At 63.7% G+C, this 23898-nt stretch carries 20 protein-coding genes; 10 read left to right on the top strand and 10 right to left on the bottom strand.

Features of this window, described 5'->3' with window-relative positions:
* The first annotated feature begins 4 nt into the window (after positions 1–4).
* The gene (gene trpC / locus K1X71_17685) at positions 5–790 is read left to right on the top strand and encodes an indole-3-glycerol phosphate synthase TrpC (protein MBX7074977.1); all 786 of its coding nucleotides are present in this window, start codon (positions 5–7) and stop codon (positions 788–790) included.
* On the opposite strand, the gene mutY is transcribed toward trpC, so the two are convergent.
* Entirely contained in the window at positions 787–1944 is a 1158-nt protein-coding gene (mutY, locus tag K1X71_17680; GenBank protein MBX7074976.1) for an A/G-specific adenine glycosylase, read from the bottom strand. The two genes, trpC and mutY, sit on opposite strands and share 4 nt — an antisense overlap.
* Positions 1945–2113: 169 nt before the next feature.
* On the opposite strand from mutY, the gene K1X71_17675 reads away from it, so the two are divergent.
* Positions 2114–2662: a hypothetical protein gene (locus tag K1X71_17675; protein ID MBX7074975.1), complete on the top strand. Its 549-nt coding sequence runs from the start codon at positions 2114–2116 to the stop codon at positions 2660–2662.
* Here the strand turns inward: K1X71_17675 and K1X71_17670 are convergent.
* Both K1X71_17670 and K1X71_17665 read right to left on the bottom strand, forming a co-directional pair.
* The gene (locus tag K1X71_17670) at positions 2652–3401 is read right to left on the bottom strand and encodes an amino acid ABC transporter ATP-binding protein (protein ID MBX7074974.1); all 750 of its coding nucleotides are present in this window, start codon (positions 3399–3401) and stop codon (positions 2652–2654) included. The genes K1X71_17675 and K1X71_17670 overlap by 11 nt on opposite strands.
* 36 nt (positions 3402–3437) lie before the next feature.
* Positions 3438–4703 (bottom strand): PQQ-binding-like beta-propeller repeat protein, encoded by a 1266-nt coding sequence (locus tag K1X71_17665; GenBank protein ID MBX7074973.1) that lies wholly within the window; start codon positions 4701–4703, stop codon positions 3438–3440.
* 166 nt (positions 4704–4869) lie between these two features.
* Here K1X71_17665 and K1X71_17660 point away from each other — a divergent pair, with 166 nt between their 5' ends.
* The 3 genes from K1X71_17660 (at position 4870) to K1X71_17650 (ending at position 7348) form a co-directional block, all read left to right on the top strand.
* On the top strand, positions 4870–5619 hold the full coding sequence (locus tag K1X71_17660; protein MBX7074972.1) for an SDR family oxidoreductase: 750 nt from the start codon (positions 4870–4872) through the stop codon (positions 5617–5619).
* 115 nt (positions 5620–5734) lie between these two features.
* Positions 5735–6610 carry a ThuA domain-containing protein gene (locus K1X71_17655; protein ID MBX7074971.1) on the top strand — a complete coding sequence of 292 codons (876 nt, stop codon included), beginning with the start codon at positions 5735–5737 and terminating at the stop codon, positions 6608–6610.
* 441 nt (positions 6611–7051) lie between these two features.
* Entirely contained in the window at positions 7052–7348 is a 297-nt protein-coding gene (locus tag K1X71_17650; GenBank protein ID MBX7074970.1) for a hypothetical protein, read from the top strand.
* A 39-nt stretch (positions 7349–7387) separates the two neighbouring features.
* On the opposite strand, the gene K1X71_17645 is transcribed toward K1X71_17650, so the two are convergent.
* The gene (locus K1X71_17645; protein ID MBX7074969.1) at positions 7388–9172 is read right to left on the bottom strand and encodes a hypothetical protein; all 1785 of its coding nucleotides are present in this window, start codon (positions 9170–9172) and stop codon (positions 7388–7390) included.
* 278 nt (positions 9173–9450) lie between these two features.
* Here K1X71_17645 and K1X71_17640 point away from each other — a divergent pair, with 278 nt between their 5' ends.
* Entirely contained in the window at positions 9451–11136 is a 1686-nt protein-coding gene (locus tag K1X71_17640; protein MBX7074968.1) for an L-lactate permease, read from the top strand.
* 4 nt (positions 11137–11140) lie between these two features.
* Here the strand turns inward: K1X71_17640 and pseI are convergent, their stop codons facing one another.
* From pseI to pseB, 4 genes are read right to left on the bottom strand one after another with little or no spacing between them, the layout of a single operon-like run.
* On the bottom strand, positions 11141–12190 hold the full coding sequence (gene pseI / locus K1X71_17635) for a pseudaminic acid synthase (GenBank protein ID MBX7074967.1): 1050 nt from the start codon (positions 12188–12190) through the stop codon (positions 11141–11143).
* Positions 12191–12192: 2 nt separating this feature from the next.
* Positions 12193–13725, bottom strand: coding sequence for a UDP-2,4-diacetamido-2,4,6-trideoxy-beta-L-altropyranose hydrolase (pseG, locus tag K1X71_17630; protein ID MBX7074966.1), 1533 nt, complete (start codon positions 13723–13725; stop codon positions 12193–12195).
* Positions 13722–14450: a glycosyltransferase family protein gene (locus tag K1X71_17625; GenBank protein MBX7074965.1), complete on the bottom strand. Its 729-nt coding sequence runs from the start codon at positions 14448–14450 to the stop codon at positions 13722–13724. Before K1X71_17625 ends, pseG begins: the two co-directional genes overlap by 4 nt.
* The gene (gene pseB / locus K1X71_17620) at positions 14447–15541 is read right to left on the bottom strand and encodes a UDP-N-acetylglucosamine 4,6-dehydratase (inverting) (GenBank protein MBX7074964.1); all 1095 of its coding nucleotides are present in this window, start codon (positions 15539–15541) and stop codon (positions 14447–14449) included. Before pseB ends, K1X71_17625 begins: the two co-directional genes overlap by 4 nt.
* 157 nt (positions 15542–15698) lie before the next feature.
* Here pseB and K1X71_17615 point away from each other — a divergent pair, with 157 nt between their 5' ends.
* From K1X71_17615 to K1X71_17600, 4 genes are all read left to right on the top strand, one after another.
* A complete protein-coding gene (locus K1X71_17615; GenBank protein ID MBX7074963.1) occupies positions 15699–17381 on the top strand; it encodes a hypothetical protein in 1683 nt (560 codons plus the stop codon).
* Between the two features lie 226 nt (positions 17382–17607).
* Complete coding sequence (locus tag K1X71_17610) at positions 17608–17895, top strand: hypothetical protein (protein ID MBX7074962.1); 288 nt, start codon at positions 17608–17610, stop codon at positions 17893–17895.
* Positions 17896–18085: 190 nt separating this feature from the next.
* Positions 18086–20110: an NAD-dependent DNA ligase LigA gene (gene ligA, locus K1X71_17605; GenBank protein ID MBX7074961.1), complete on the top strand. Its 2025-nt coding sequence runs from the start codon at positions 18086–18088 to the stop codon at positions 20108–20110.
* A complete protein-coding gene (locus tag K1X71_17600; protein MBX7074960.1) occupies positions 20107–21375 on the top strand; it encodes an aminotransferase class III-fold pyridoxal phosphate-dependent enzyme in 1269 nt (422 codons plus the stop codon). Before ligA ends, K1X71_17600 begins: the two co-directional genes overlap by 4 nt.
* Positions 21376–21389: 14 nt before the next feature.
* Here the strand turns inward: K1X71_17600 and K1X71_17595 are convergent, their stop codons facing one another.
* Entirely contained in the window at positions 21390–22826 is a 1437-nt protein-coding gene (locus tag K1X71_17595) for a DUF1501 domain-containing protein (GenBank protein MBX7074959.1), read from the bottom strand.
* On the bottom strand, positions 22826–23898 hold a 1073-nt coding region (locus tag K1X71_17590; GenBank protein MBX7074958.1), incomplete at its 5' end, for a DUF1553 domain-containing protein. The genes K1X71_17590 and K1X71_17595, both read right to left, overlap by 1 nt.

Here is a 23898-nt window from a genome sequence, read left to right as displayed (position 1 = left end):
CCGTATGGCGTCCACCATCCTCGATCAGATCGTCGCCACCAAAAAGAGCGAGATCGCCGCTGCCAAGGCGCGCTGCTCGGAAGCCGATTTGCGCGCCAAGCTGGCGGGGCTGCCGGCGCCGCGAGATTTCTTTGCCGCGGTCTCGGCGCCGGGGCCGATCCGCCTGATCGCCGAAGTCAAAAAGGCCAGCCCGTCAAAGGGCGTCATTAGGGCAGATTTCGATCCGGTGGCGATCGCGCGGATTTACGCAGCGCACGGCGCCAGTTGCATAAGCGTCTTGACCGACGAGCATTACTTTCAAGGCAGTTTGGAGTGTCTGCGCCAGGTGCGCGCCGTTGTCGAACTGCCGGTGCTGCGCAAGGATTTTCTGCTCGACCGTTATCAGCTTTATGAAGCTCGACTGGCTGGTGCCGACGCGGTGCTGCTCATCGCCGAGTGTCTCGACGATTGTCAATTGCGATCGCTGCACAACGAGGCGCTCGATCTGGGCCTGACGCCCTTGGTTGAGCTATATGAAATGCGGAACGTCGCGCGTGTGCTTGACGCTGGGGCCATGTTAATTGGCGTCAACAATCGCGATCTGCGCACGTTTGAAGTCGATCTGGACCATACGCTGCGGGTGCGCGAGCAATTGCCCGCCGACCGTGTGCTGGTGAGCGAGAGCGGTATATCCACCCGCGCCGACGCCGATCGCGTGGCACAGGCCGGTGCGCGGGCCATGCTGGTCGGCGAGAGCCTGATGCGCGAGCCAGACATTGGCGCCGCAGTCGATCGTCTGCTGGGCCGTTAGCCGCGCTGCATTTCTCGAATCCAATGGCGCGCCAATCGACGTGCCGTCACGCTGAGCGGATAATCGTCTAGCGCGCTGGGCGATACCCAGCGCCGCTCGACGATTTCTTCCGGCCGCGACAGGGGCGCCGCCGCCTTGTATTGCGCGGAAAAACAATCGAGCGTGATGCGGAAGCGCGTCACGCCATGTTGCAGCGTCGTCAACGGCTTGAATCGATCGGCGTCGACGTCGGTCAGCGCGTCGAGCGACCGGCGCAGTTCAATTTCGTCGGGCGATGGGCCGCTGATCTCGAAGCGCGGAAAATCCCACATGCCGGCCCAGCGCGCGGTCGCGCCGCGGCGTACGAGCAACACCTGCCCACGGCGCCGGACGACGACCATCGCCTCGCGCACCTGCTGCGTCGCTGGTCGGCGTGGTGGCCGCGGAATCGAGTCCTGTAAATTGAGCTTTTGCGTGGGACAAAGGGTGGCGACTGGGCATTTGTCGCACAACGGTGAGCGCGGCAAGCACACCTGGCTGCCAAGCTCCATCAGCGCTTGATTGAAGCGGCCCGCTTGGCGCCGCGGCAGCCAATCCTCGGCGGCCTGCCACAAAAGGCGCTGTCCCTCCGAGCCACGCGGATCGCTCTGATACGCCAACAAGCGCGAGACGGCCCGCAATGTGTTGGCCTCCAAAATCGGCAGCCGTTGATCCCACGCGAAAGACAACACGGCGCCGGCGGTGTAGCGGCCCACGCCGGGCAGCGCCAGCACGGCGTCGTAAGAATTTGGAAACTCGCCACCATGGTAATCGCGGATGACTTTGGCCGCTTGGTGCAACTGCCGCGCGCGGCGATAGTAGCCCAGGCCCTCCCAGAGCCGTAGCACTTGCTGCTCGTCGGCGCCTGCCAGATCGGTCACGGTCGGAAACGTGGCTAAAAATCGCTCGTAATACGGGATGACAGTGACGACCTGCGTTTGTTGCAGCATCGTCTCGCTGATCCAGATGTTGTATGGGTCGCGCGTCTCCCGCCACGGGAGCTTGCGCGCGTGCCGCCCATACCAGGCCGCGAGCCGCGCTCGCAGAGCGCGCCTCCAAGCGGAGTCGCCAACGCCTGGCAATAGAGACTCGCGTATGGCTTTCTTTGGGCGTCGCGCTGGCCGGGCGAGGGGCATTCAAATAGACTTCCGTGCCGAAGACTGGCGGAGGGCGGCCCAGTCGATAAGTTATGAGATTCCTGCCGCGTCGCCGCGCGGTCACATTCTAGCGCGGGCAACACAGACCCTCAATGCCGGGCATCGCGATGGATAAAGAAAGCACAGCCGGCCGCCGAAAGCCTTCTGCATGACGAAGCGCAAATCTCGCTCTGACAGCCCGCAAGCGCAAGGCGGCGCCAAGTCGACCACGATCAAGACGCGGCAAGTGCCGGGGCGCGACGAATGGGAGTTGGTGCATCCTTCTTGCGCTCGGCAGCGCGCCGATGATATCGTGGAAGTGCGGCGAATGATCGAGATGGGGGAACACGACATCGCCATCGACGAGCTGCGCTGGCTGCTCTCCGGCTGCGGCGATTTTGTCGAGGCGCATCGCCTGCTGGGCGAGTTGGCGCTCTTGGAAGGGGACGTGCGGCTGGCGCGCGGACATTTTGGCTACGCCTACGAGTTGGCGATGATCGCAATTCGCCAATCCAAGGCGCCCGGGCCGTTTACCTACCGGCGGACGGCGAATCAAGCGTTCTTGGAGTCGGCCAAGGGGCTGGCTCATTGTCTGGCGCAGATCGACAAGTCGGAACTGGCGCGCGAGGTCTTGGAGACGCTGACCCGACTCGATCCATCCGATCCGCTGGGCGCCGCCGCCATGTTGTCTGAGCTGCCGCGCTCGCTCAAGCCATGACGCTGGTCAAAAACCGCCTGGTGCGCTCCGACTGAGGCGCGTCGAGCACCGCGCTGGGGGGGCCGTCTTCGATCACGCGCCCGTCGGCCAGCACCAGCACGCGATCGGCGGCGCGCCGCGCAAAGCCGATCTCGTGCGTGACCACAATCAGCGTCAAACCATCGCGGCGCAAGTCTTCCAAGACTTCGAGCACTTCGTGCTTGAGTTCCGGATCGAGCGCGCTGGTGATCTCGTCGCAGAGCAGGGCGCGCGGCGCCATCGCCAGCGCGCGGGCAATCGCCACACGTTGCTTTTGTCCGCCCGACAATTGTTCGGGATAGGCGTTGCCTCGATCTGCCAGTCCCACTCGGTCGAGCAGTTCGCGCGCGCGGTGGATGGCGGCGGCGGCGTTGAGCTTCAAAACGCGCAGCGGCGCCTCGGTCACATTCTCCAGCACCGACAGGTGCGGAAAGAGTTGAAAATCTTGGAACACCATGCCGGCCAGCCGGCGAATCGCGGCCAGATTGGCATGGCCGGCGCCGCTGGTCAGGCAATGCGAGCCGACGCGGATCTCGCCCGCGTCGAACGTTTGCAGCCCATTGATGCAGCGGAGCAGCGTCGATTTGCCTCCGCCGCTGGGACCGATCAGGGCCAACGTCTCGGACGGCCGGGCGCACAGCGTCACGCCGTCGAGCACTACGCGATCGGCGTAGCGCTTGGCCACATTGTTCAACTCGATGGTGACACCCTGCTCCACCATGCGCGATTCGACCTCCCTGCCAGATTGCGGCGAGCGCTATTCTTCAAAGGGGTTTGCTTCGGCAGCCGGCTCCTCCGCTGGCTCGGCGTCGGCCGGCTGGCCATCCGCAGCTGCCGCATCAGCGGCCGGAGCGGGCGCAGGCAGGGTGTTGTACTCGTGCGGCTGATCGAGCCCGATCTCGTGCAGGCACTGAATCAGGCCGGTGGTCGTGCCGACATACAGCCGATCGTTCACGGTGTTCGTGAATCGCCAGCTCTGCCGACTGGTGGGCAAGAGCCCCAGCCGCGCGCCGCTACCAGCGTCGAGAATCAGCGTATTGCCGCGCTCATCGGCCACATAGACGCGGGCCAGCGCCGGGCCCTTGGCAGCAGCCGCGCCTCCTACGGCCGGCGCAACGGCGTTACGTCGCGGGCTCGCCGCCAAAAACTGCTGGCACGATGGGGCGAACCATTTTTGCAGGCCCGTCGTGATCGATATGCAATAAATGCCTCCCGCCTCTGGCAAGGCGAACACCGAATCGTCGAGCGGCACTGGTTGCTGCACCACTGGGTCGCCCAAACCGAACCGCCAAACGAGTCGCCCGGTGAGCTCGTTGATCGCATAGACATAGCCATCACGTGATGCGACAAAGACATGCGGCGCTTGATAGCTGAGGGGCGCTACAATCTCGTCGCCCGTGGAAAAATGAAAGCGGACTCCCAACACGTCCGAACTGCTGCCGTACACGGCGCCCTTGGTGGTGCCCCACGCCAACAAGTTGGGTCGGGCCAGGGGCGAATCGTAGATTTGTCCGCCGCCGCGAAAGAACCAAGGAGTGCCGCGCGGTTTCTTCATGTCGTAGGTGGCGATCTTGCCGCCCAGCATTGGCACATAGACAAAATCGCCCAGCACGGCGGGCGCGGCGGTGGCGACCTGCATCAGGCGGGCGTCAAGGACCAGGCGCCCTGTCGCGCGTTCGGCCACAAACAAGTGAGACCCCTTGGTGATCGCCACGTATTTGTCGCCGGCGCCGGGGCCAGTGACTGGGTGCGACGTTTCGCCGAATTGGACCGTCCAGCGGGTGGCGCCCGTTTCGGCGTCGAACATTTGCAGCCAACCATGCTGCGTCACCACGACCAGCCCGTCGCCATGGAGCGTGGCGCCGACCATCTTGTCGCGGCTGATATCGACCTGCGCCTGCGCGATCCAGGCGCGGTGCAGTCCGTGGCGCTGCGCGACTTCCGCGGGGATCACCGCAATATCGCGAGACTGGGCGAACGCCGACGCCGCCGCGACTAAACAGTGGCCGAACGCGACGGCCATGCGAAAGAACTTCATAAACCACCCAAGCAAACCGATAGCCAGGAGTCAATGTTTCCAGAATAATCCATGACGTGCGGCGGGGCGAATTCGCCTGTCAATTACAGTGCGGCCCGCCGTGCCGACCGCAGCGATTGTGCCGGGGCTGACGACGGAGGAACCAGGGCCCATGAAACTGGCCGGACAAACCTTGGTGGTGACGGGCGCTGGCTCGGGCATCGGCCGGGCGATCGCGCTGCGCTTCGCTCAGGCGGGGGCACGGGTGGTCATTGGCGAGTTGCGCGAGGAGGCGGGGCGCCAAGCCGCCGGAGAGATCGTGGCCACCGGGGGCGAGGCCCTGGCGGTTCCGACCGATGTCACCGATGCGCAATCGGTGAAGCGATTGTTCGCGGCCGCCGACGAGCGCGGATGGGATGTTGACATGCTCATCACCAATGCGGGCACGGCAGAACCCAGCCTATTGGCCACCGCCGAGGTGAGCGACGATCGTTGGGCGGGGCAGATCGCCGTGCACCTGACCGGCACATTTCATTGCGTGCGCGAGGCGCTATCGCGCATGACCCAGCGCAAGCAGGGGAGCATTGTCACCATCGCTTCAGTCGCCGGCCTGAACGGGCTGCCCGGCTCGACCGCCTATTCGGCGGCCAAGGGAGGGATTATCAGCATGACCAAGGCCTTGTCGCAGGAGGTGGCGCCGCAAGGCATTCGAGTCAATTGCATCGCGCCTGGTTGGATCAATACGCCAATGCTCGAGTATTTACCAGAGAAATGGCGACCCGGCATGATTACGCACACGCCTCTGGGACGTCTGGGTGAGCCTGCTGATGTCGCCGCGCTGGCCCTGTTCTTGGCATCGTCAGATTCCGATTTTGTCACGGGGCAGGTTGTCAGCCCCAATGGGGGCATGTTTCGCTGGTAGCTCGGGCCGCTGGCTCCAATGGCCGATTTGCTTGGCTGCCGGACTGGCGGCGGTTATGGTAGCTGCCGAGCCATAATTATCAAACGAGTCTCTTCAGATTGGTGGAGTTGTCGTTATGAATCGTCGTGATTTGCTCGTCGCCAGCGCCGCTGGTTTGGCGCTTGGCAGCTATCCACTTCGCGCCTCCGCAGCCGACAAACCGCGCCGCCGCGTGTTGATGTTCACGCGCAGCGCCGGCTTTCAACATTCGGTCATTACGCGTAAGGGAGAAGAGTTTGGCCATGCGGAGCGGATCTTCAACGATCTTGCCCGCGAGCACAACATTGAGGCGGTCATCACCAAAGATGGCAAGGTATTCGACAGCGATCTCGATCAGTTCGACGGTTTCTTCTTTTACACCACGGGTGATCTCACCAAGCCTTCTGGCGACAAGAATCCGCCGATGAGCGCCGATGGCAAAAAGCGGTTCTTGGAGGCCATAGCCAAGGGCAAGGGGTTTGTCGGTTCGCACTGCGCCAGCGACACCTTTCATTCCGAAGGTCCCGCCCGCGAGAACCAGGCGACACCCGACCCGTACATTGCCATGCTGGGCGGAGAGTTTGTAAGCCACGGCCGCCAGCAATCGGCCACGCAGAAGGTCGCCGGCGGCAGCTTTCCGGGCCTGGCGGAATTAGGGGACGCGTTCACCGTGGAAGAGGAGTGGTATGCGCTCAAGAACTTCGCCCCTGACATGCATGTGCTGTTGGTGATGGAGACCAAGGGGATGGAAGGCCGCGATTACGCCCGGCCGCCGTTCCCTTGCACTTGGGCCCGCAAGCACGGCGAGGGACGGGTGTTTTATACCTCGATGGGGCATCGCGAGGACGTGTGGACCAATCCCAAGTTCCAGGCGGTGCTGATGGGGGGCATGCATTGGGCGCTGGGAGACGCCGATGCCGATGTGACGCCGAATTTCAAGGAGGTAACTCCAGAAGCGACAACCATTAGCTGATCGTGCCACTGGCGGTCCGGCGAGGTTCGCTGGTCAAACATCGTCCAGTTGTTTGACCGAACCGAAGGCACGATTTAGCATCCACCTTCGCGGTTCTGATCGGGCCGCGCCACGAGGCTACGAAAGCCCCTTGGGCGTTAAGTCGCACAAGGGGTTTTTTTATGGACTCGCCGGCGCCGCTTGAGAATCGCGTTTCTCCGCTTGTTCCCCCGAGCCAAGGAGGCGTCGCCAGGCCATTCGCCTCGGTCTTCATCTGGCGAGAGGACCCGCGAAACCCGAGAAAAGCCTAGCGTCCCTCCTTGGCTCTCTTATTCTTTGCCGACTCCGCCTTGCTGGCGTCTGAAGTCGACCGAGCGCCGCTAACGTCTGTTGGCACGGATTGTGCCTTTCCTTCATCCGCAGCGGCAAAGGCTCGCGGAAATTTGGCGAAGGAACACCGACGTGGCTGGCGCAATTTTTTGGGTCGAATTTGTGGGCGGACCGTTCGACGGTCACTTACAGGCGTTCCCGTCTGCTCCGGAGGGCCGCGCGAAGACGTGCGCGTTTCCGATCAACGCCAACACACTGCCGGTGCTCGTCGGAGAGCCGCCCGGACCCAAAGCGCCGATCACCAGTGTGGCGTATTACGAACTGTGCATCACGAGCGGGGTGTGGTGGTACCATTTTCTCGGCGCCAAATCGCCGGAAGAATGGCGGCAAATGTGCGGGCTGCAGCAACAGCCTAGATCGCACAGTTAACAGACGCCCAACCCTGGCGAACGCCGTGCATCACATTTATCAGCGAAGCGTTTTTGGCTCCGGCAGAGCGGTGAGGAACGGGCCCACTGCGTAATTCATCGCCTGCATCGGCGAGATGCGCTCCGTCACCTTCTTTCGGGCAAGCCGCTGGTGGAAGCGCAACCGGTAGAGCGTCAACCGTTCATCCAGCACGCCATCTCGCCAGGTGCCACTGCTGGCAAGCACCTGCTCGGCCGAGCCAAACATGGCCAGCACTGGCTCATCGCGCACGTAAGTGACTACGTACACCTCGTCGGCCTGGATTCGATCGTCGATCAAGTAGCTCAGGTTGTGCAGCGAGCGTGTGCGCTCGTCCAAGTAGAAGAGGGTGTGAAACGCTTCGAGTTGTCCCATGCCGGCATTGACGAACAGCCATTTGTCGGCCGGAACCGTCCGGGCCACCTGCTTGAGAAATCGCGTGTCGTCGCGATAGCGATCAAAGTACTTGCCCGCGACGACATGGCCCGCCATGTATCCCAGCGCCACGGCGGCGATCAACGTGCCAGCGGCTACGCGGGGCGTCGATTGCCACAACCCCCAGGAGAACGCCACGCACAGCGTCAACCAAATGGGAACGACGAAGACGGCCGACCAGAGCGGCCAGCCCAGCTTGTGCGCCGCAATCAAGAAGGCGATGGCGCCCGGCAGGCCAAGCGCAGGGATGGCGCCCAGCGGGTTACGCGTCCACTCGGGCCAGGCCATGATCTTGGCTCGTAGCCATACCAAGGCCAGCGCCACCAGCACTCCCCACGGCGCCACGCCATGCAGCAGATAATGGTGGTGTTTGCCGCCGGGGATCGAAAGCACCAGCGGCATGACCAGGGCCCAACACCACAGAAACCGAGCGGGCGAGCGGCGCACCATGAACGCCTCTCGCCATGTGATCGCCAGCGCGAACGGCACGGCCAGGATCCACGGCGCCAAAATTTCTGGCAGGTGCGTCAGATAGTACCACGCCGGTTGATTGATGGCGGTGTATTCGCCGCTGACGCGCCCTAGTTGATCGTAAAACCACACCTGCGGTGCGTCGGGATAGCGCTGCATCACCGCCAGGGGCCAGGCGGCGGCCATGACGGCGAACGCCAGCCATCCCCAAGACCAGCAATAGGCGCGGAGGCGCGACCAGTCGCGATTCCAAAACAAGTAGGCGCCGATTGGCGCTGTGGTAATTACGGTCCCAAAGACGACCCCCTTGGCCAGGTTGGTGGCGCCGAGGGCGACAAAGAACCAGAACATCCCCCAGGGGCGCTTGCCGAAAAAGGAGCACGACTCGTCGGCCGCGCGCAAGCCGCCAAAAAACTCGAGCCGCACAAAGAGCGCCATGGCAATGGTGATGATCGCGCACAAAAAGATCTCGTCCTCGGCCAGCCAGGCGTAACGAGTCAGTTCGGACAACGTGGCCGTTACCAGCGCGCTCAACAGACCGATCGATCGACCGTACCAACCGGCCGCCATCCAACCGACGAGCAGCACCACGATTGTGCCCATCGCGGCCGGCGCGATCCGCACGATCCACTCTCGATCGCAGCGGCCAAAGACACTGGCCACCCCCACGGTGATCCACTGCGGCAAGGGCGGGCTCTCAAGCCAGGGCCGGCCGCCACTCTTGGGGACAATAAAGTCGTGGTCGGCCAACATCTCGCGCGACGATTGCGGCAACACCCCTTCGTGACGACTTAAGGGGCGCCCGCCCACCAGCGAGAGTCCAAACAGCACGGCGCAAAACGTCGCCAGCAGCAGGTAATCTTGGCGCAAGAGCGGATCGCGCAGCGAGTCGCCGGACATACAGACATCCTTGTCGGCCGCAACTGAGTTTCCCAGCCGACTCGTTTACCCCAAATTGCGGCTACGTGTCCAGACGAGTCGCGCCGGCGCCGGCAAAACCACACGCCGAAATGCGTGATATGCCGTTTTTCTCTAGCCCGCAAACTACTTGTTGCTCGCGGGGGGCGGTTGGCGTCGCCACGCGCCGCGGATTAGCATGTCCGCTTTCGCCAGCCAACCATGCGTGCGCGGACCGATTTGTGGAGTGGACTCAAACCTATAACCCAACCGGCTCCGCGGTGCTGTCCACTCTGCTGGCGGCGCTGCCGATCGTTGTGCTGTTGGGGCTATTGGGCGTGTTTTCCTGGTCGGCGCCCAAGGCGGCGCTCGCAGGTTTGGTGGCGGCCCTGGCGGTGGCGATCTTCGTCTTTGGCATGCCGGCCTCCATGGCCTTGGTTGCCGCCGCGCACGGCGCCGCCTTCGGACTGTTTCCGATTGGCTGGATCGTTTTTTGCGCTGTGTTTCTGTATGCGCTCACGGTGCGGTCGGGCCAGTTTGAGATTGTCAAATATTCGGTTGCCTCGCTCTCGGAAGACCGCCGCATTCAAGCCATTCTCATCGCGTTCAGTTTTGGCGCCTTCATCGAAGGGGCTGCCGGGTTTGGCACGCCAGTCGCCATCTCGGCGGCGCTGATGATCGGCGCCGGCTTCTCGCCGCTCTACGCCGCCGGGCTTGCGCTGATCGCCAATACTGCGCCAGTCGCCTTCGGCGCCCTGGGCACACCGATCACGACCTTGGCCCGCGTCACCGGTCTGCCAGAGGCGCAACTCAGCGCGATGGCTGGTCGGCAGCTTCCGCTTTTTTCGCTCATTGTGCCCGCCTGGATGGTATGCACGATGGCGGGTTGGCGTGGGCTCAAAGGTGTCTGGCCGGCCGTGTTGCTCAGCGGCGGCAGTTTTGCCACGGTGCAGTTTGCGGTCGCCAATTGGATGGGGCCCACGCTGGTTGATGTCGCCGGTGGTCTGGTCTCGTTGGTGCTGGTGACCTTGCTGCTCAAAGTATGGCAACCGCCCAAGATTTGGCGTTTTCCAGAAGAATCGCGACTTCCACCCGCATCGCAGGCGCCGCGCGTCTATTCGCGCCGCGAAGTTGCTTCTGCCTGGGTTCCTTGGGCCCTGCTTTCGATCTGCGTGTTTCTATGGGGCTTGCCGCCGTGGCGCACTTTTCTCGATGGCGGACTTACGGGCGAGGCGATTAGCAAACGCGCCGCACAACAAGTGCCACTCACACGCTGGGAAACCCCCAATCGTCTGGCGGGTTGGACCGACTTTCCGATTGAGGCGCCAGGGTTGCACCGCCGGGTGCGCCGCGCGCCTCCGGCGGCCGCAGCGGATGAACTGGCAGAGGCGGCGGTGTTTCGCTTCAACTGGCTGTCGGCGACCGGCACCGGCATCTTTGTCGCGGCCATTTTGTCGGCGCTGTGGATGCGCACATCGCCGGGCGATTTTCTCCGCACCTTTGGCCGTACGCTGCACATGATGCGCTGGCCGCTGTTCACGATCGCCGTGATGTTGGCCATCGCCTATGTCACCCGCTACAGCGGAACCGATGTCACGCTGGGATTGGCGTTCACGCATACCGGCGTCTTGTACCCGTTCTTTGCCGCGATGCTCGGCTGGCTGGGGGTGGCGCTGACCGGGTCAGACACCTCCTCCAACGCGCTTTTCGGCAGCCTGCAACGAGTGACCGCCGAACAACTTGGGCTGTCGCCGGTGCTGATTAGCGCGGCCAACAGCACCGGCGGCGTGATGGGCAAGATGATCGACGCCCAAAGCATTGTGGTTGCCGCGGCCGCCACCGATCAGCAAGGGGGGGAGGCCGAGATCTTGCGTTTTGTCTTTTGGCACAGCCTGATTCTGGCGGCGCTGATGGGCCTGCTGACGCTCGCGCAGGCCTACTGGCTCACGTGGATGATTCCCGGTTGAGCCTCTATTCAATCAGCTCCCAGGAGAGCGGCGTGCCGCGAGCCATGTCGCGCTTGGCGCGGCGGCCGATTACCTCATCCAGATGCTTGGGGGGTATGCCCGCGGCGGGACGAATCGAACGCACATTGTCGGCGGTCAACGGCTCTCCCGCGCGAATATCGGCCACGGCGAACAGCGACCGGCGCAGTTCGCGGCAGGCGGCCTCGCTCGCGCTCGGCGTTAGTTCGCCAGTACCCAGCGACGACTCCACCAGTCGCACCGCGTCGACCAGCTCGCGAAACTCGTCAGGCTCCAGCGAAAATGCGCTGTCGGGGCCACCCGCGGATCGCGACAGCGTGAGATGTTTTTCCACAATGCACGCGCCCAAAGCCACCGCCGCGCACGCCACCAGCGGCGTGAGCGAGTGATCCGAAAGCCCGCCGGGAACGTCAAACTCACCGGCCAGTGTGCCGATGGCGCGCAGATTCATTTCAGTCGGCGCCGCCGGGTAACTGCTGACACACTTCAACAGCGCGATTTGCTCGTTGCCAGTGGATCGCGCAGCGCGCACCGCATCGGCGATTTCCTCGCGTGTGGCCATGCCGGTCGAAAGGATCACCGGCTTGCCTGTGGCCGCGATCAACCGAATAAGCGGCAGATCGACCAATTCGAATGACGCGATCTTGTAGGCCGGCGCCTGTTGCCGTTCCAGGAAGTCCACGGCTGAAGGGTCGAATGGCGTCGAGAAGAGCGCCAGCCCTAGGCGCCGAGCCTCCTCGGCAAGCTGCGGATACCATTCCCAGGGGGTCGCGGCCGATTGATATAGCTCATGCAGCTTTTGGCCGCGCCAGGGGCTATCACCCTCAATGCGAAACCACGGCCGATCGACATCGAGCGTGAGCGTGTCGGCGGTAAAGGTTTGCAGCTTCACCGCATCGGCCCCACACCTGGCGGCGGCATGCACCAACTCAACCGCCTCATCGATCCGCCCATGATGATTCGCGGAGAGTTCGGCCACGATGAACACCGGACAATCGACGCCGATGTTTCTGCCGGCGATTTGCAGATTCGGCATGGTCACGCTCCCGCGGCAACCGTGGTCGATGTGGCGGCTCCTTCGCTTTCGCGATCCAGCTCAAACCGAAACGCCGGCTCCCCCGCGTTCGACAAACAGCCGCAGTTGCGATAGCGCATCGCGTTGAACAGCCGCAAGGAGGGATGATTGTCTGGCTTGACCCAGGCCACAATCCGCCCGCAACCGGTGGCGCGAAAAACCTCATGCGTGGCCTGCATCAGCATTTGGCGCGCGATGCCATGTCCGCGCCGTGCTCGCGCCACGGTGAGCGAAACTACGGCCGCTCCCTCCTGCCAATGAAATCGAATTTGACCAACGGGCACGCCATGCCCGTCCGAGGCGATCCAGAACAGTGGCGTGTCGGCCGCCAGTTGCCGATGAAACCACCCCACGTGCTCAGACCAGTCGATTGCGTCCTGACGAAACGAAACGGCGCGCACCTCGGGCTCGTTGGACCATTGGTGAACCAGCCGCGCGTCTTCGAACCGTGCGCGGCGCAAATGTACGGTCCTAGTCAGCAAATCCGCCACCACGCGATCGGCCCCACGCCCGTCGACCAGTTGCCGTCCCTTTTCGCTCATGGCGTTTAGCCGCGCGGGATCGGACAAAAGGCCGCGAACCGCGCTGGCGATCTCTTGTGCTTGAACCGCGTCGCAGCGGCCCAGCTGGATCGCGGCGCCGTGCATTGCAAGCTGGCAGCCATTGGCGTCTTGGTTCTCCGCCAACGAAACCACGATCATCGGCGTGCCGATCGCGGCCAGTTCCCAGCAGGTCGAACCGGCGGCGCTGATCGCCAATCGACTCGCGCGCATCAGTTCTGGCAGATTGTCGGGCGATGTGATGACTCGAACGGCATGTCGGCTGCCGCTGGCCTGTTGTGCAAGCAGCTCGCGATGTGGATTGGCCGGGCCGGCGACTACCACGACTTGCAGCGCCTCGTCGAACGACTCCAGCGCACTAAGCACCGCGGCGGAAAAATTGGGCGGATCGGCGCCCCCCATGGTGACAAGGATTTGCTGACAGTCGTCCGCGCCAGGCCAGCGCACGGCGCGGTTACGAAACTCCCTGCGCAACAAGGCAAAGCGTGTTCCGCACAATTGCGCCGTTCTCGCCGCCGGATTCTCGACGGGCGCCGCGCCAAGATTCTGGTTCACTACCACATCGGCCAATGCGTGCGCTGCTCGCGAAAGATCGTCGATCAGTGCCAATCGCCAGCCCGCAGTTTTGATCGCGGCCAGATAGTCATGGCTGAACTGATAACCATCCACGATGACCCAGTGAGGTCGCCACGTCTCACAAGTAGTCAGAAGCGCCTGCGAGTCGCGCGCCAGATCGCCGGCCTCTGACAGGCGGTCAATGGCGAATCCACGTTCCGTTATCTGCCGGTCAAAATCCGCTGGCGCGTTGGTGGTCGCAAAGCGGGCCGTGCCGCCGGCGCGGCGCCAGCCCTCGGCCAGGGCGATAGAGCGCATCCAGTGTCCCATGCCGATCGTCGGTCCCGCGTCGGCCCGAATCAGCATGCGTCCCGCGTTCATACGGCCGCTCGCGGCGAGTGCGCGGCGTCGAATCGCGCCAGTCCGCGTGCGCGAATCGCCGCGGCAAGCTCGCGGTAGCCGAGCGTGGCGACATCGAATTCGCGCCACAACATTTGGACGTGGCATAGATCGTCGATCGTGTCCACCGTCCAGCGCAGATCGGAATGGTCCATGTCGTCGATCACATCGGCTGTGAGGAACAGTTCGGGGCGCTCCCAACGCAAGTAGGTGGTCACATGTTCCCGCGCCGCCGGTGTGACCGCCAGCCGGTCCATGCGATCAAGCGTGTCGCTCCAAAAGGCTTCTACATCCAGACCACGCGGAAAACTGCGGCGCACGACATTGCTGGCGTAATCACAGCCGTCGGAATGCCGCGCGATGGCTGCCACCACGCGGTCGGCCACCGCCGGATCGAGCAGCGGACAATCGGCGGTGACTCGCACGACTAGATCGGCGTCCGACTCGCGCGCGGCGCCAACATAGCGGGCCAGCACGTCGCTAATACTCCCCCGATGCCAACGAGTATCCAAGCGGCGGGCCAGTTCGATGATCGCGTCGTCTTCCGTGTTTCGCGTGGTGGCGATCACCACATCGTCGATCAATTGGCAGCGCCGCAATCGATCGACGAGTCGAGCCAGGAGCGGCTGACCATCGAGATCGGCCAGCACCTTGCCCCTCAGGCGGGTCGATCCCATCCGCGCCTGCACAATGCACACGGCCTTCACGACAGCGCTTCCCATTGCCAGGCCGTTGCTGGACGCGTTGTGTTGTTCCATCGGCCTTGCATGATCCAACTGTCATTGGCGGCGGTAGGCGAGGTGACGGCCGAGCCGCGTTCGACTTCGCTCAACATCTGGCCGATGGCCTCAACGGACAAGCGCTGCGGGTTTTCGTCGCTGCGATAGCGCGCCCCTTCGGCCAGAGGCTGGCCCCGTGGCGCATCGTCGGTTGTCCACCAGGGATGAGCCGGCTCAATGATGTACGAGTCGTCGAACTCGCGCGTCAGTCGCGCTTCGTCTTCGCTGATCAACACTTCGTGCAACTTCTCTCCCGGTCGCATGCCCACTTCGTCGATCTGACATTCCGGGGCGATTGCTCGAGCCAGATCGACAATGCCGAGGCTGGGAATCTTGGGGACGAAGATTTCGCCGCCGCGCAGCGACTCGATCGATTGCACGACAAAGCGCACTCCTTGATCCAAGGTGAGCCAGAAGCGAGTCATGCGACGATCAGTGACGGTTAGCCGGCCGCTGGCGCGCTGCGCCAAAAACAGCGGCGCCACGCTCCCTCGACTGCCGACCACATTGCCGTACCGCACGCAGGCGAAGCGCGTGGGTCCCGCGCCACGGTACGAGTTGGCCTGCACAAACAGCTTTTCGGCGACCAGCTTGGTGGCGCCATAGAGATTCACTGGGCTGGCCGCCTTGTCGGTGCTCAGCGCCAGCACGCGCTGCACTCCACGGTCGAGCGCGGCCTCGATCACGTTGCGCGCCCCCATGATGTTGGTCAGCACGGCCTCGTGTGGGTTGTACTCGCACGCCTCGACATGCTTGAGCGCGGCCGCGTGCACCACCACTGTGACACCTTGCATGGCGCGGCGCAGCCGATCGACATCGCGAACATCTCCCAAGAAGTAACGGACTTGCGGCGCCTGAATGCCCGCGGAGCGCATTTCGTGCTGCTTGTGCTCGTCGCGGCTGAAGACGATCAGCTTGCCGACATGCTGCTGTAGCAGCACCTCGGTCAGACGGCGGCCAAACGAACCTGTGCCACCAGTCACTAGCACCGATTGTTGCGACCAATCCACCGTCGCCATCCTTTGCGCGGGAAACGAGATGCGAAGTTGCGTGGGCAATTTTAGTCCATGCGTCACTTGGCTCCTATGGGAGTTGCCAAGACGCCCGTTGACCCGCAACGCAGACTGCCGGCATACTGGCGCCGAAGGGACGATCGCGCCACAAGGAGTTGGCTGGTTGAAGATTTTCGCCCGACATGAGCTGACGCCTGGCCACTTGCGATCCGGCGAAATGAGCCTGCTGCTGGAGGGATCTTGGCCGGAGCGGGAACCATCCGACGCTCGTCTGTCGCTCGACGACGAGGTGGACGCGCGATTTCAATGGATCGACGAAGAGGCGTCGCGCCTGGCGGGGGACCTCTCAGCCGCCCCGACCAGCTTTGGTGAGCAACCGCTCGACGCGGCTGGCCTGGCGTATCTCTACGCTTTGCCACTGCGCTATTTTCTCGTCAAGTTGCTGCGCCCGCTGGCGCTTTTCGAAGACCGGCCCGAGCTGGCCAGCAGTCCGCGCTGGGAGCTGTATGTCGAGCGCGATCTGGACCGCGAATACGAGTGGCTCGCTCGCGCGCTAGTCGACCGGTGGCATGGCCGGCTCACCGTGGTGGAACTCTCGACCCGGCGGCCGCCGCTGCCCGCCTTGCCGGGCAACTCGGCCGCGCGGCGCTGGCTTGGCAAGTTGCTGCGTCGATCGAGTCGGTCGCTGCTTGGCGAACCACGGGTGTTGCTGTGCGGCAATCCATCGCTGCTCGATCCGGTGTGCCAAGAGCTATTGAATCGAGGCGCCAGGGTCGCCTGGCTCTACGATCGCTTTGCGGTCAAGCAGTGGTTTCGCTGGAATAGCGCCGCGGTGGAACAACTGGTTTGCGATTCGAGTCTCGGTGGAGCGGCGCCAGTGTTTGGCGATTGGAATCCAGACTTGCCAGCGGTGCGTGGCGTCGATCTGCGACCCGCTTTGGCGGCATGGCTGGAACGGCAAGCTCTGGCAAACGGGCGGCGAGCCAATCGGTTGGTTGAACAAGTTCGCGGCAACTTGAACCAGTTTGAGCCCGATGTGGTGATCGTCGACGAGGACGCCTCTCCGTTGCAGCGGGCCGCGATCGCGCTCGCCCGCCGGCGCGGCGCCAGTTCGACAGTCGTACAGCACGGAGTGACGGGCGTGCGGTTTGGCTTTGTCCCGCTGGTGGCACATCAAATCTGCGTGTGGAACGAGGCCTCTCGATCGCAACTTGTTGATTGGGGAGTCTCGCCAGAGCAGGTAGTTGTCGCCGGTCCGGTCGGATTGACCCGACTGTGGCGCCGCGGGAGCCAGGGGGCGGAGCGGCCCACGGTGCTGCTATTGGCGACCACGCCCCCCAACGTTCAGCGGCCGGACGCGGTGACGTACCATCTCACCACCACGAGTCACGAGTGGATGCTGCGGCAAGTTTTCTCTGTCGCTCAACGCCTGGGCTGCCGACTGTTGATTCGGCCGCATCCGCGCGACCGGAACAGCCGCCACATCGAGCGCCTTGCTGCGGGCTTTGACGGGCTCGACGCTCGAATAACGCGCGGCTCGAGTTTGCAAGAGTGCCTATCGGGCGTCGATTGCGTAGTCAGTTGCGCTTCGACGGCGGGCTACGAGGCGCTGCTCGCCGGCGCGCCGGTGATTCAACTACTGCCGGCCGGTTCGGGCGAGGTCTTGCCGGACTCGCAGTGGGGATGGCTTGGCACGGCGCGTGACGAACGCCAGTTAGAGAGCTTGTTGACTCGCGCGCTGCGTGGCGCGAGTAACGGCGCGCCAGCGCCCGAGTTGCCAGATACGACCACCGTCGCGCGCCACATCGTCGAGGCGGCGCTGGCGCACACGACGGCGCGGCGCTGAGGGTAATCGTCGCGCGGACAAGGTGTGAAGTTGCGCGGTAGCCCCTTGAATCGCCATTTTCGTTTGGCTAGAGTGAAATCGCTTGCTGGCATTGCCGGCGAGCAACCGACCTCGAGGTCGACGGCTTTCAGGTTTCCTTGGAAGGAAATCAGATCGGCGCTGGGAGCCGTACCTCGGGGTTTTTTCATGCGCTCGCAGGCGCCCAACTCCCTGCTATACTTTTCTCGTGGCCAGACGCAAAGAACCGTACAACGTTTTCTATATTCCCTTGATCGTGATCGGCGTGGCCTTCGCCATCACGGCGTTCGCCTACTTTGCCATGGCGTTGCGAGCGCGGGGCGCGATCTACGCCGAGAGCGTGCCGCTCATGCAGTGGCTGTCGCGTCGCGGCGGATTGGTCTTGGCGATCGAATTGGGCCTGTTGGCGGTGGCCACCTTTGGCGCGATTGCCTCGGATCATTTTTCCATGCGCCGCCACGACGCAACGGATCGCGATCGTCGGTCTGAGTTATAAGTTATTGCCTGCAAGCTGTTTGCGATGACGCCTGCGGCCCGGCGAATCGCCCGAGCAAAGGTCGACCAGCAACGCGGATTAGCGCCTTAAATCAGGTGCTGGGCGCAAAACGCGATGTGATGGCCAGTGAGGTGGCCCTCTCCAACAGGCCCGATTGCCGCGGCGCTCGGCGAGGTTGATATTAGCTGCCATGACCAAACCAGCCGATGAGATCGAACGACTGCGGCGCGAGATTCGCCACCACGATCGGTTGTACTACGTAGCGGCGGCGCCAGAGATCACCGATCTCGAGTACGACCGCTTGCTCAACCGGCTCAAAGAGCTGGAAGCGGCCCATCCCGAGATGGTGTCCCCCGACAGCCCGACCCAGCGGATTGGCGATTCAGCCGTGGGAGAGTTGCCGCAGGTCGAGCATCGCAACCCGATGCTCTCGATCGACAACACCTATTCGCTCGACGAACTGCGCGCCTATGGCGACCGGATCGCCAAGTTGCTACCGGGTGAGGCAATCGAGTGGGTGGTGGAGCTGAAGGTCGACGGCGTGGCGGTCGCCTTGCTGTACCACGGGGGGCAACTGCGGCAGGCGGCCACCCGTGGCAACGGCCGCATCGGCGACAACATCACTCACAATATGCGCACCCTGCGCGATATTCCGTTGTCTCTCGAGGGCGACTTCCCCGCGGAGATCGAGATTCGCGGCGAGGTGTACATCACCAATTCCGACTTGTCGCGGATGAACGAGGAGCAGGAGGCTCGCGGCGAGACCTTGTTCGCCAATCCGCGCAACGCCGCGGCCGGAGCGGTTCGGCTGCTCGATCCCCGCGAGGCGGCGCGGCGGCGCCTGCGCTTCTTTGCACACAGTGTGGGCAATGCCGACGATCTTGCCGCTCAGTCGCATATGGAGTTCTTAGCGGAGGTGCGCGGCTACGGGCTGCCTGTCACGCCGCATGTAGAGTCGTTTCCCGATTTTGCCGCGGCGCTGGCATACTGCGAGGCGATCGTCGATCGTCTGGACGAGCTCGATTTTGAGATCGACGGCCTGGTGCTCAAGGTGAATCGCTTCGACCAGCGACGCCGACTCGGCGCCACGTCCAAGAGCCCCCGCTGGGCAATCGCCTACAAGTTCGAAAAATATGAGGCCGTGACCCAGGTGCTCGATATTCGCGTACACGTGGGCAAAACCGGCGCGATCACCCCGGTAGCGCACTTGGAACCGGTGACGCTGGCCGGCACGGTCGTGCAACGGGCCAGCCTGCACAACGCCGACGAAATTGAACGCAAGGACGTGCGGATCGGCGACTATGTCGTGGTCGAGAAGGCGGGCAAGATCATCCCGCATATCGTTCGCACCGAGATCCATCGCCGCGAAGCGGAGTTGCCGCAGTTTCAATTTCCCACGCGCTGTCCCGAGTGCGGCACGCAGGCCGTGAAGGACGAGGGAGGCGTGTATATCCGCTGCCCCAATCCGAGCTGTCCGGCGCAACTGCGCGAACGCCTGCGGTATTTCGCTGGCCGTAACGCCATGGACATCGAGGGACTGGGAGACAAGCTGGTCGACCAACTGGTGAGCGACCAACTGGTGCGCAGCTTTGGCGATTTGTATCGACTCGCTCCCGGGCAACTTGCCGACCTGGAGCGGATGGGCAAGAAATCATCGGAGAAGTTGGTCGAGAGCATTGCGGCCAGCAAGCAGCGCGGGCTGGCCAGGCTGCTGAACGCGCTCTCGATTCGGCACGTCGGCACGCGGGTGGCGACGGTGCTGGCCGATCAATTTCTGAGCATGCAGAAGCTGGCCAACGCCGACATCGAGCGGTTGAGCGACACCAACGAGATCGGCCCGGTGATCGCTCAGAGCGTGTTCGACTTCCTGCACAGCGACTATGGCCAGGCCACCATCGCCGATCTGGCGTCGGTGGGGGTCACGATGGAGGCGCCGCGCGAATTGCTGGCGGCCGCCGATGGCGTGTTGGCCGGCAAGACCCTGGTCGTCACCGGCACGCTGGAGCGCCATTCGCGCGACGAGATGGAGGAACTGATCGCCAGTCATGGCGGCAGAGCGGCATCGAGCGTATCGAAAAACACCGATTACGTCGTGGCCGGCGAAAAGGCGGGCAGCAAGCTGGCCAAGGCGCAAAAACTTGGCGTGCCAGTGATTAGCGAAGTCGAGTTTGAGCGACTGCTTGCTGGCGAATCGACAGAGGAACTAGCTCCATGAAACTGGCTGGCCTCGACCTCTTTCCTGGCGCCTCGAATGGCGAGTTTGGCTTGCCGCGCGAACTGGTCCCAGTGCTCGAACGCGGCGCCGGCTGCCGCGTGTGGGATACTGCGGGTCGCGAATATCTGGACATGACGATGGCCTGGGGGGCGGCCTTGGTAGGGCATGCCCATCCCAAGGTGGTCGAGGCGGCCACGGCGCAGGCCAGGCTCGGCGCCAACTTCGCCGCCGTGAATCAGCGATCGATCGAATTGGCCGAACGCTTGGCCCAGATCAGCCCCTGCATCGAGCGGGTGCGGCTTGTCGCCTCGGGCAGCGAGGCCACGTTGTTGTGCGTGCGGGTCGCCCGCGCCGCGACGGGGCGGCCCAAGGTGCTCAAGTTCGAAGGGGCGTACCATGGTCAGCACCCAATCGGTGTGGCGAGCATGATCGGCCCAGCGTCCGATGCCTTGCCACGGCCCGATCTGGCGGGGGCCGGCGCGCCGTGGCTGGCGCGCGATCTTGTGGTGGCGCCCTACAACGATCTGGCCCGCGCTGTGGCCATCATCGCCGAGCACGCCGAGTCGCTGGCCGCGGTCATTGTCGAGCCATTGTGCCGCTGCCTCTCCCCCGCGCCGGGCTTCTTGGAAGGCATTCGCGCGGCGACCCGCCGCCATGGCGTGGCGCTGATTTTTGACGAGGTGGTGACCGGCTTTCGTTTGGCGCTCGGCGGCGCGCAGGAGTACTACGGCGTGATCCCCGACCTGGTTGCCTATGGCAAGGCGCTGGGGGGAGGTTTTCCGATTGGCGCCTATGGGGGCCGCGCCGACTGGATGGAGGTGCTCGCCGAGCAGCGCATCGAAGAGCCCAATTACGTCTGGTCGGCCTCGACCACCGGCGGCAATCCGGTGTCGTGCGCCGCGGCGCTGGCCGCACTGGATCTATTGGCTGGCGATGGCGTGTATCCCTGGTTGCGTCAGCAAGGCGCTCGGCTGCGCGAGCGGATGGCCGACCTGCTCCGCGCGCACGGCGAAACGGCGCAGGTCTTGGGGGATGGGCCACTGGCGCAGGTGGTGTTCGCCGCGCATCCGGTGGTCGATCACCGCACGTATCGGGCGAGCGACCGTGCTCGCGGCCGGCGACTGCAAATTGAACTCGTGCGGCAGGGTGTGTTTTTGAATCCGATGGGGACCAAGCTCTACTTGTCGCTTGCCCACGACGATCGGGCGCTGGACGAATTCAGCGAGCGCTTCGCAGTGGCACTAACGCGATCGCGCGACGTTTAATCCGTTAGTGAGCATCACGCTAAAATGTCGCGCACGATCTCGCCATGCACGTCGGTCAGCCGAAAGTCGCGACCGGCGTAGCGGTAGGTGAGTCGCGTGTGATCGAGTCCCAAGAGGTGCAGGATCGTCGCCTGCAAATCGTGGACGTGTACCGGGTTTTCCACGATGTTGAAGCCCAGCTCGTCGGTGGCGCCATAGGTGATGCCCGGTTTGATTCCGCCGCCAGCCAGCCACATGGTGAAGGCCTGCGGATGATGATCGCGCCCCAGGCTGCGGCCAGTCGCGACGTTGCTTTCAACCATGGGCGTGCGGCCAAACTCGCCCCCCCACACCACCAGGGTGTCGTCGAGCATGCCGCGCTGCTTGAGGTCGGCCACCAGCGCCGCGGCGCCTTGATCGGTTTCGCCGCAGTTGGACCGATGATTGCCGGCCAGGTCGCTATGAGCGTCCCAGCCTTCGTGGTAGATGTTCACAAACCGCACTCCCCGCTCTACCATCCGCCGGGCCAGAAGACACGCGCGGGCGAACGAGGCCTTGGCCGGATCGACCCCGTAAAGTTCCAGCGTGCCACGGTCTTCGCTGGCCACATCCATGAGTTCGGGCGCCGAACTTTGCAGACGAAACGCCATTTCGTACGAGGCGATGCGTGTTTCGGTCTCGGGGTCTTGTTGTTGGGCCAAGCGTTGGCGATTCAGCGCCTCTACCAGGTCCAGTGTGTCGCGCTGCGTCTTGGCGTCGATGCCTGCCGGGCTGGTAACGTTGAGAATGGGATCGCCCTGATTGCGAAATCGCACGCCGGAATAGATGGTCGGCAGAAAGCCGCTCGACCAGTTCGCCGCGCCACCGCTGATTCCCTTGCCGGTCGACATGACGACGAAGGCCGGCAAATCGCTGGTTTCGGCGCCGAGGCCATAAGTGACCCAGGAGCCAATGCTGGGGCGCCCCGGCTGGCCAAAGCCGGTGTTGATAAAGATCTGCGCCGGGGCGTGGTTGAACTGATCGGTACGCATCGAGCGAACGAGGCAGATATCGTCGACCACCTTGGCCAAGTGCGGTAGCGTCTCCGCCAGCTCGGCGCCGCATTGGCCATGCTTTTCAAACTTGAAGCGCGGGCCCATCGCGGCGGCATTGGAACGAATGAAGGCGTAGCGCTGTCCGCCGATCACTTCGGGCGGAATGGGCTTGCCTTCGTACTTGGCGAGCGCCGGTTTATGGTCGAACAGATCAAGATGACTCGGGCCGCCCGCCATGAACAGGTGAATCACCGCCTTGGCCTTGGGCGCAAAATGGGGCGGCTTGGCGGCTAGCGGGTTCTCCGCTGCGCGCAGCGCGCTGGGGGCGCCGCCCAGGAGCGAAGCCAGCGCCATCTGTCCCACGCTCAGGCCGCATTGTCCCAGGAACTGGCGCCGATTGGAGCCGTTCGCCAGGTCGAACGATTGCCGCATCGCCATTACTCCTTGGTAATCATTTCGTCCAGATTCAGAACCGCCCGCGCCGTGAGCGTCCAGCCCGCTCGGGCAATCGCGTCGTCGCCGCCGACGGCCGCCACCACCGCGGCATCGATTTCCTTGTTGGTCAATCGATCCAATTGATGCTGGTGGAATTCGGTGAGCAGGGCGCGTTCGGCTTCGCTCGGTGGCCGCGCCAAACAGCGGCGAAATAAGCTGGTGACTCGGTCTTCCACCGTGCCCGACTGTCGCGCGAGTTGATCTCCCAGCGCCTGCGCCGTCTCGACGAACACCTCGTCGTTCAGCAGCGTGAGCGCTTGCAGCGGCGTATTCGACTCGTCACGCCGCGCGACGCACGCCTCGCCGCTAGGAGCGTCGAAGGTGTTGAACATCGCATAAGGCGCGGTGCGCTTAGCAAAGGTGTACAAGCCGCGGCGGTAGCGATCCTCGCCGGTGCTTACCTTCCACTCCAAGGGGCCGTATGCGCCTTCCGACGTGATGCCCGGAGGCTGCGGCGGAAAGACGCTCGGGCCGCCTAATTTGGATGACAGTAGGCCGCTTGCTTTCAGCACCGCGTCGCGCACCATTTCGGCGTCGAATCGCACTCGCGGCGCGCGAGCCAACAGCCGATTCTCAGGATCCTTATTCAACAGCTCTGGTGTGGTCCGAGACGATTGGCGATAGGTGGCGCTGGTCACGATCAGCCGGTGCATCTGCTTCAGCGACCAGCCGCGGTTGACCAGTTCGACGGCCAGCCAGTCGAGTAGCGCCGGATGCGTCGGCCGCTGTCCCTGATAGCCAAAATCTTCGGTGGTGCTGACGATGCCACGTCCGAACAGGATGGCCCATTGACGGTTCATCGTGACCCGACCGACCAGCGGGTTTTGCGGATCGACCAGCCAGCGCGCAAAGGTCAGTCGGTCGCGCGGCGCTGCCGGATCGAGCGGGTCAAACAGCGAGGGAATCTCCGCCGTCACCGCGTCGCCACGTTGCAAATACTCGCCGCGCGGATGCACAAACGTGGCGCGCGGGTTGTGCGCCGGCCGCTCCGCGAACACGAGCGTGGTGGGGTACG

Source organism: Pirellulales bacterium (assembly GCA_019694455.1).
Classification (GTDB): Bacteria; Planctomycetota; Planctomycetia; order Pirellulales; family JAEUIK01; genus JAIBBY01.
This window is presented reverse-complemented; position numbering and strand designations above follow the sequence as displayed.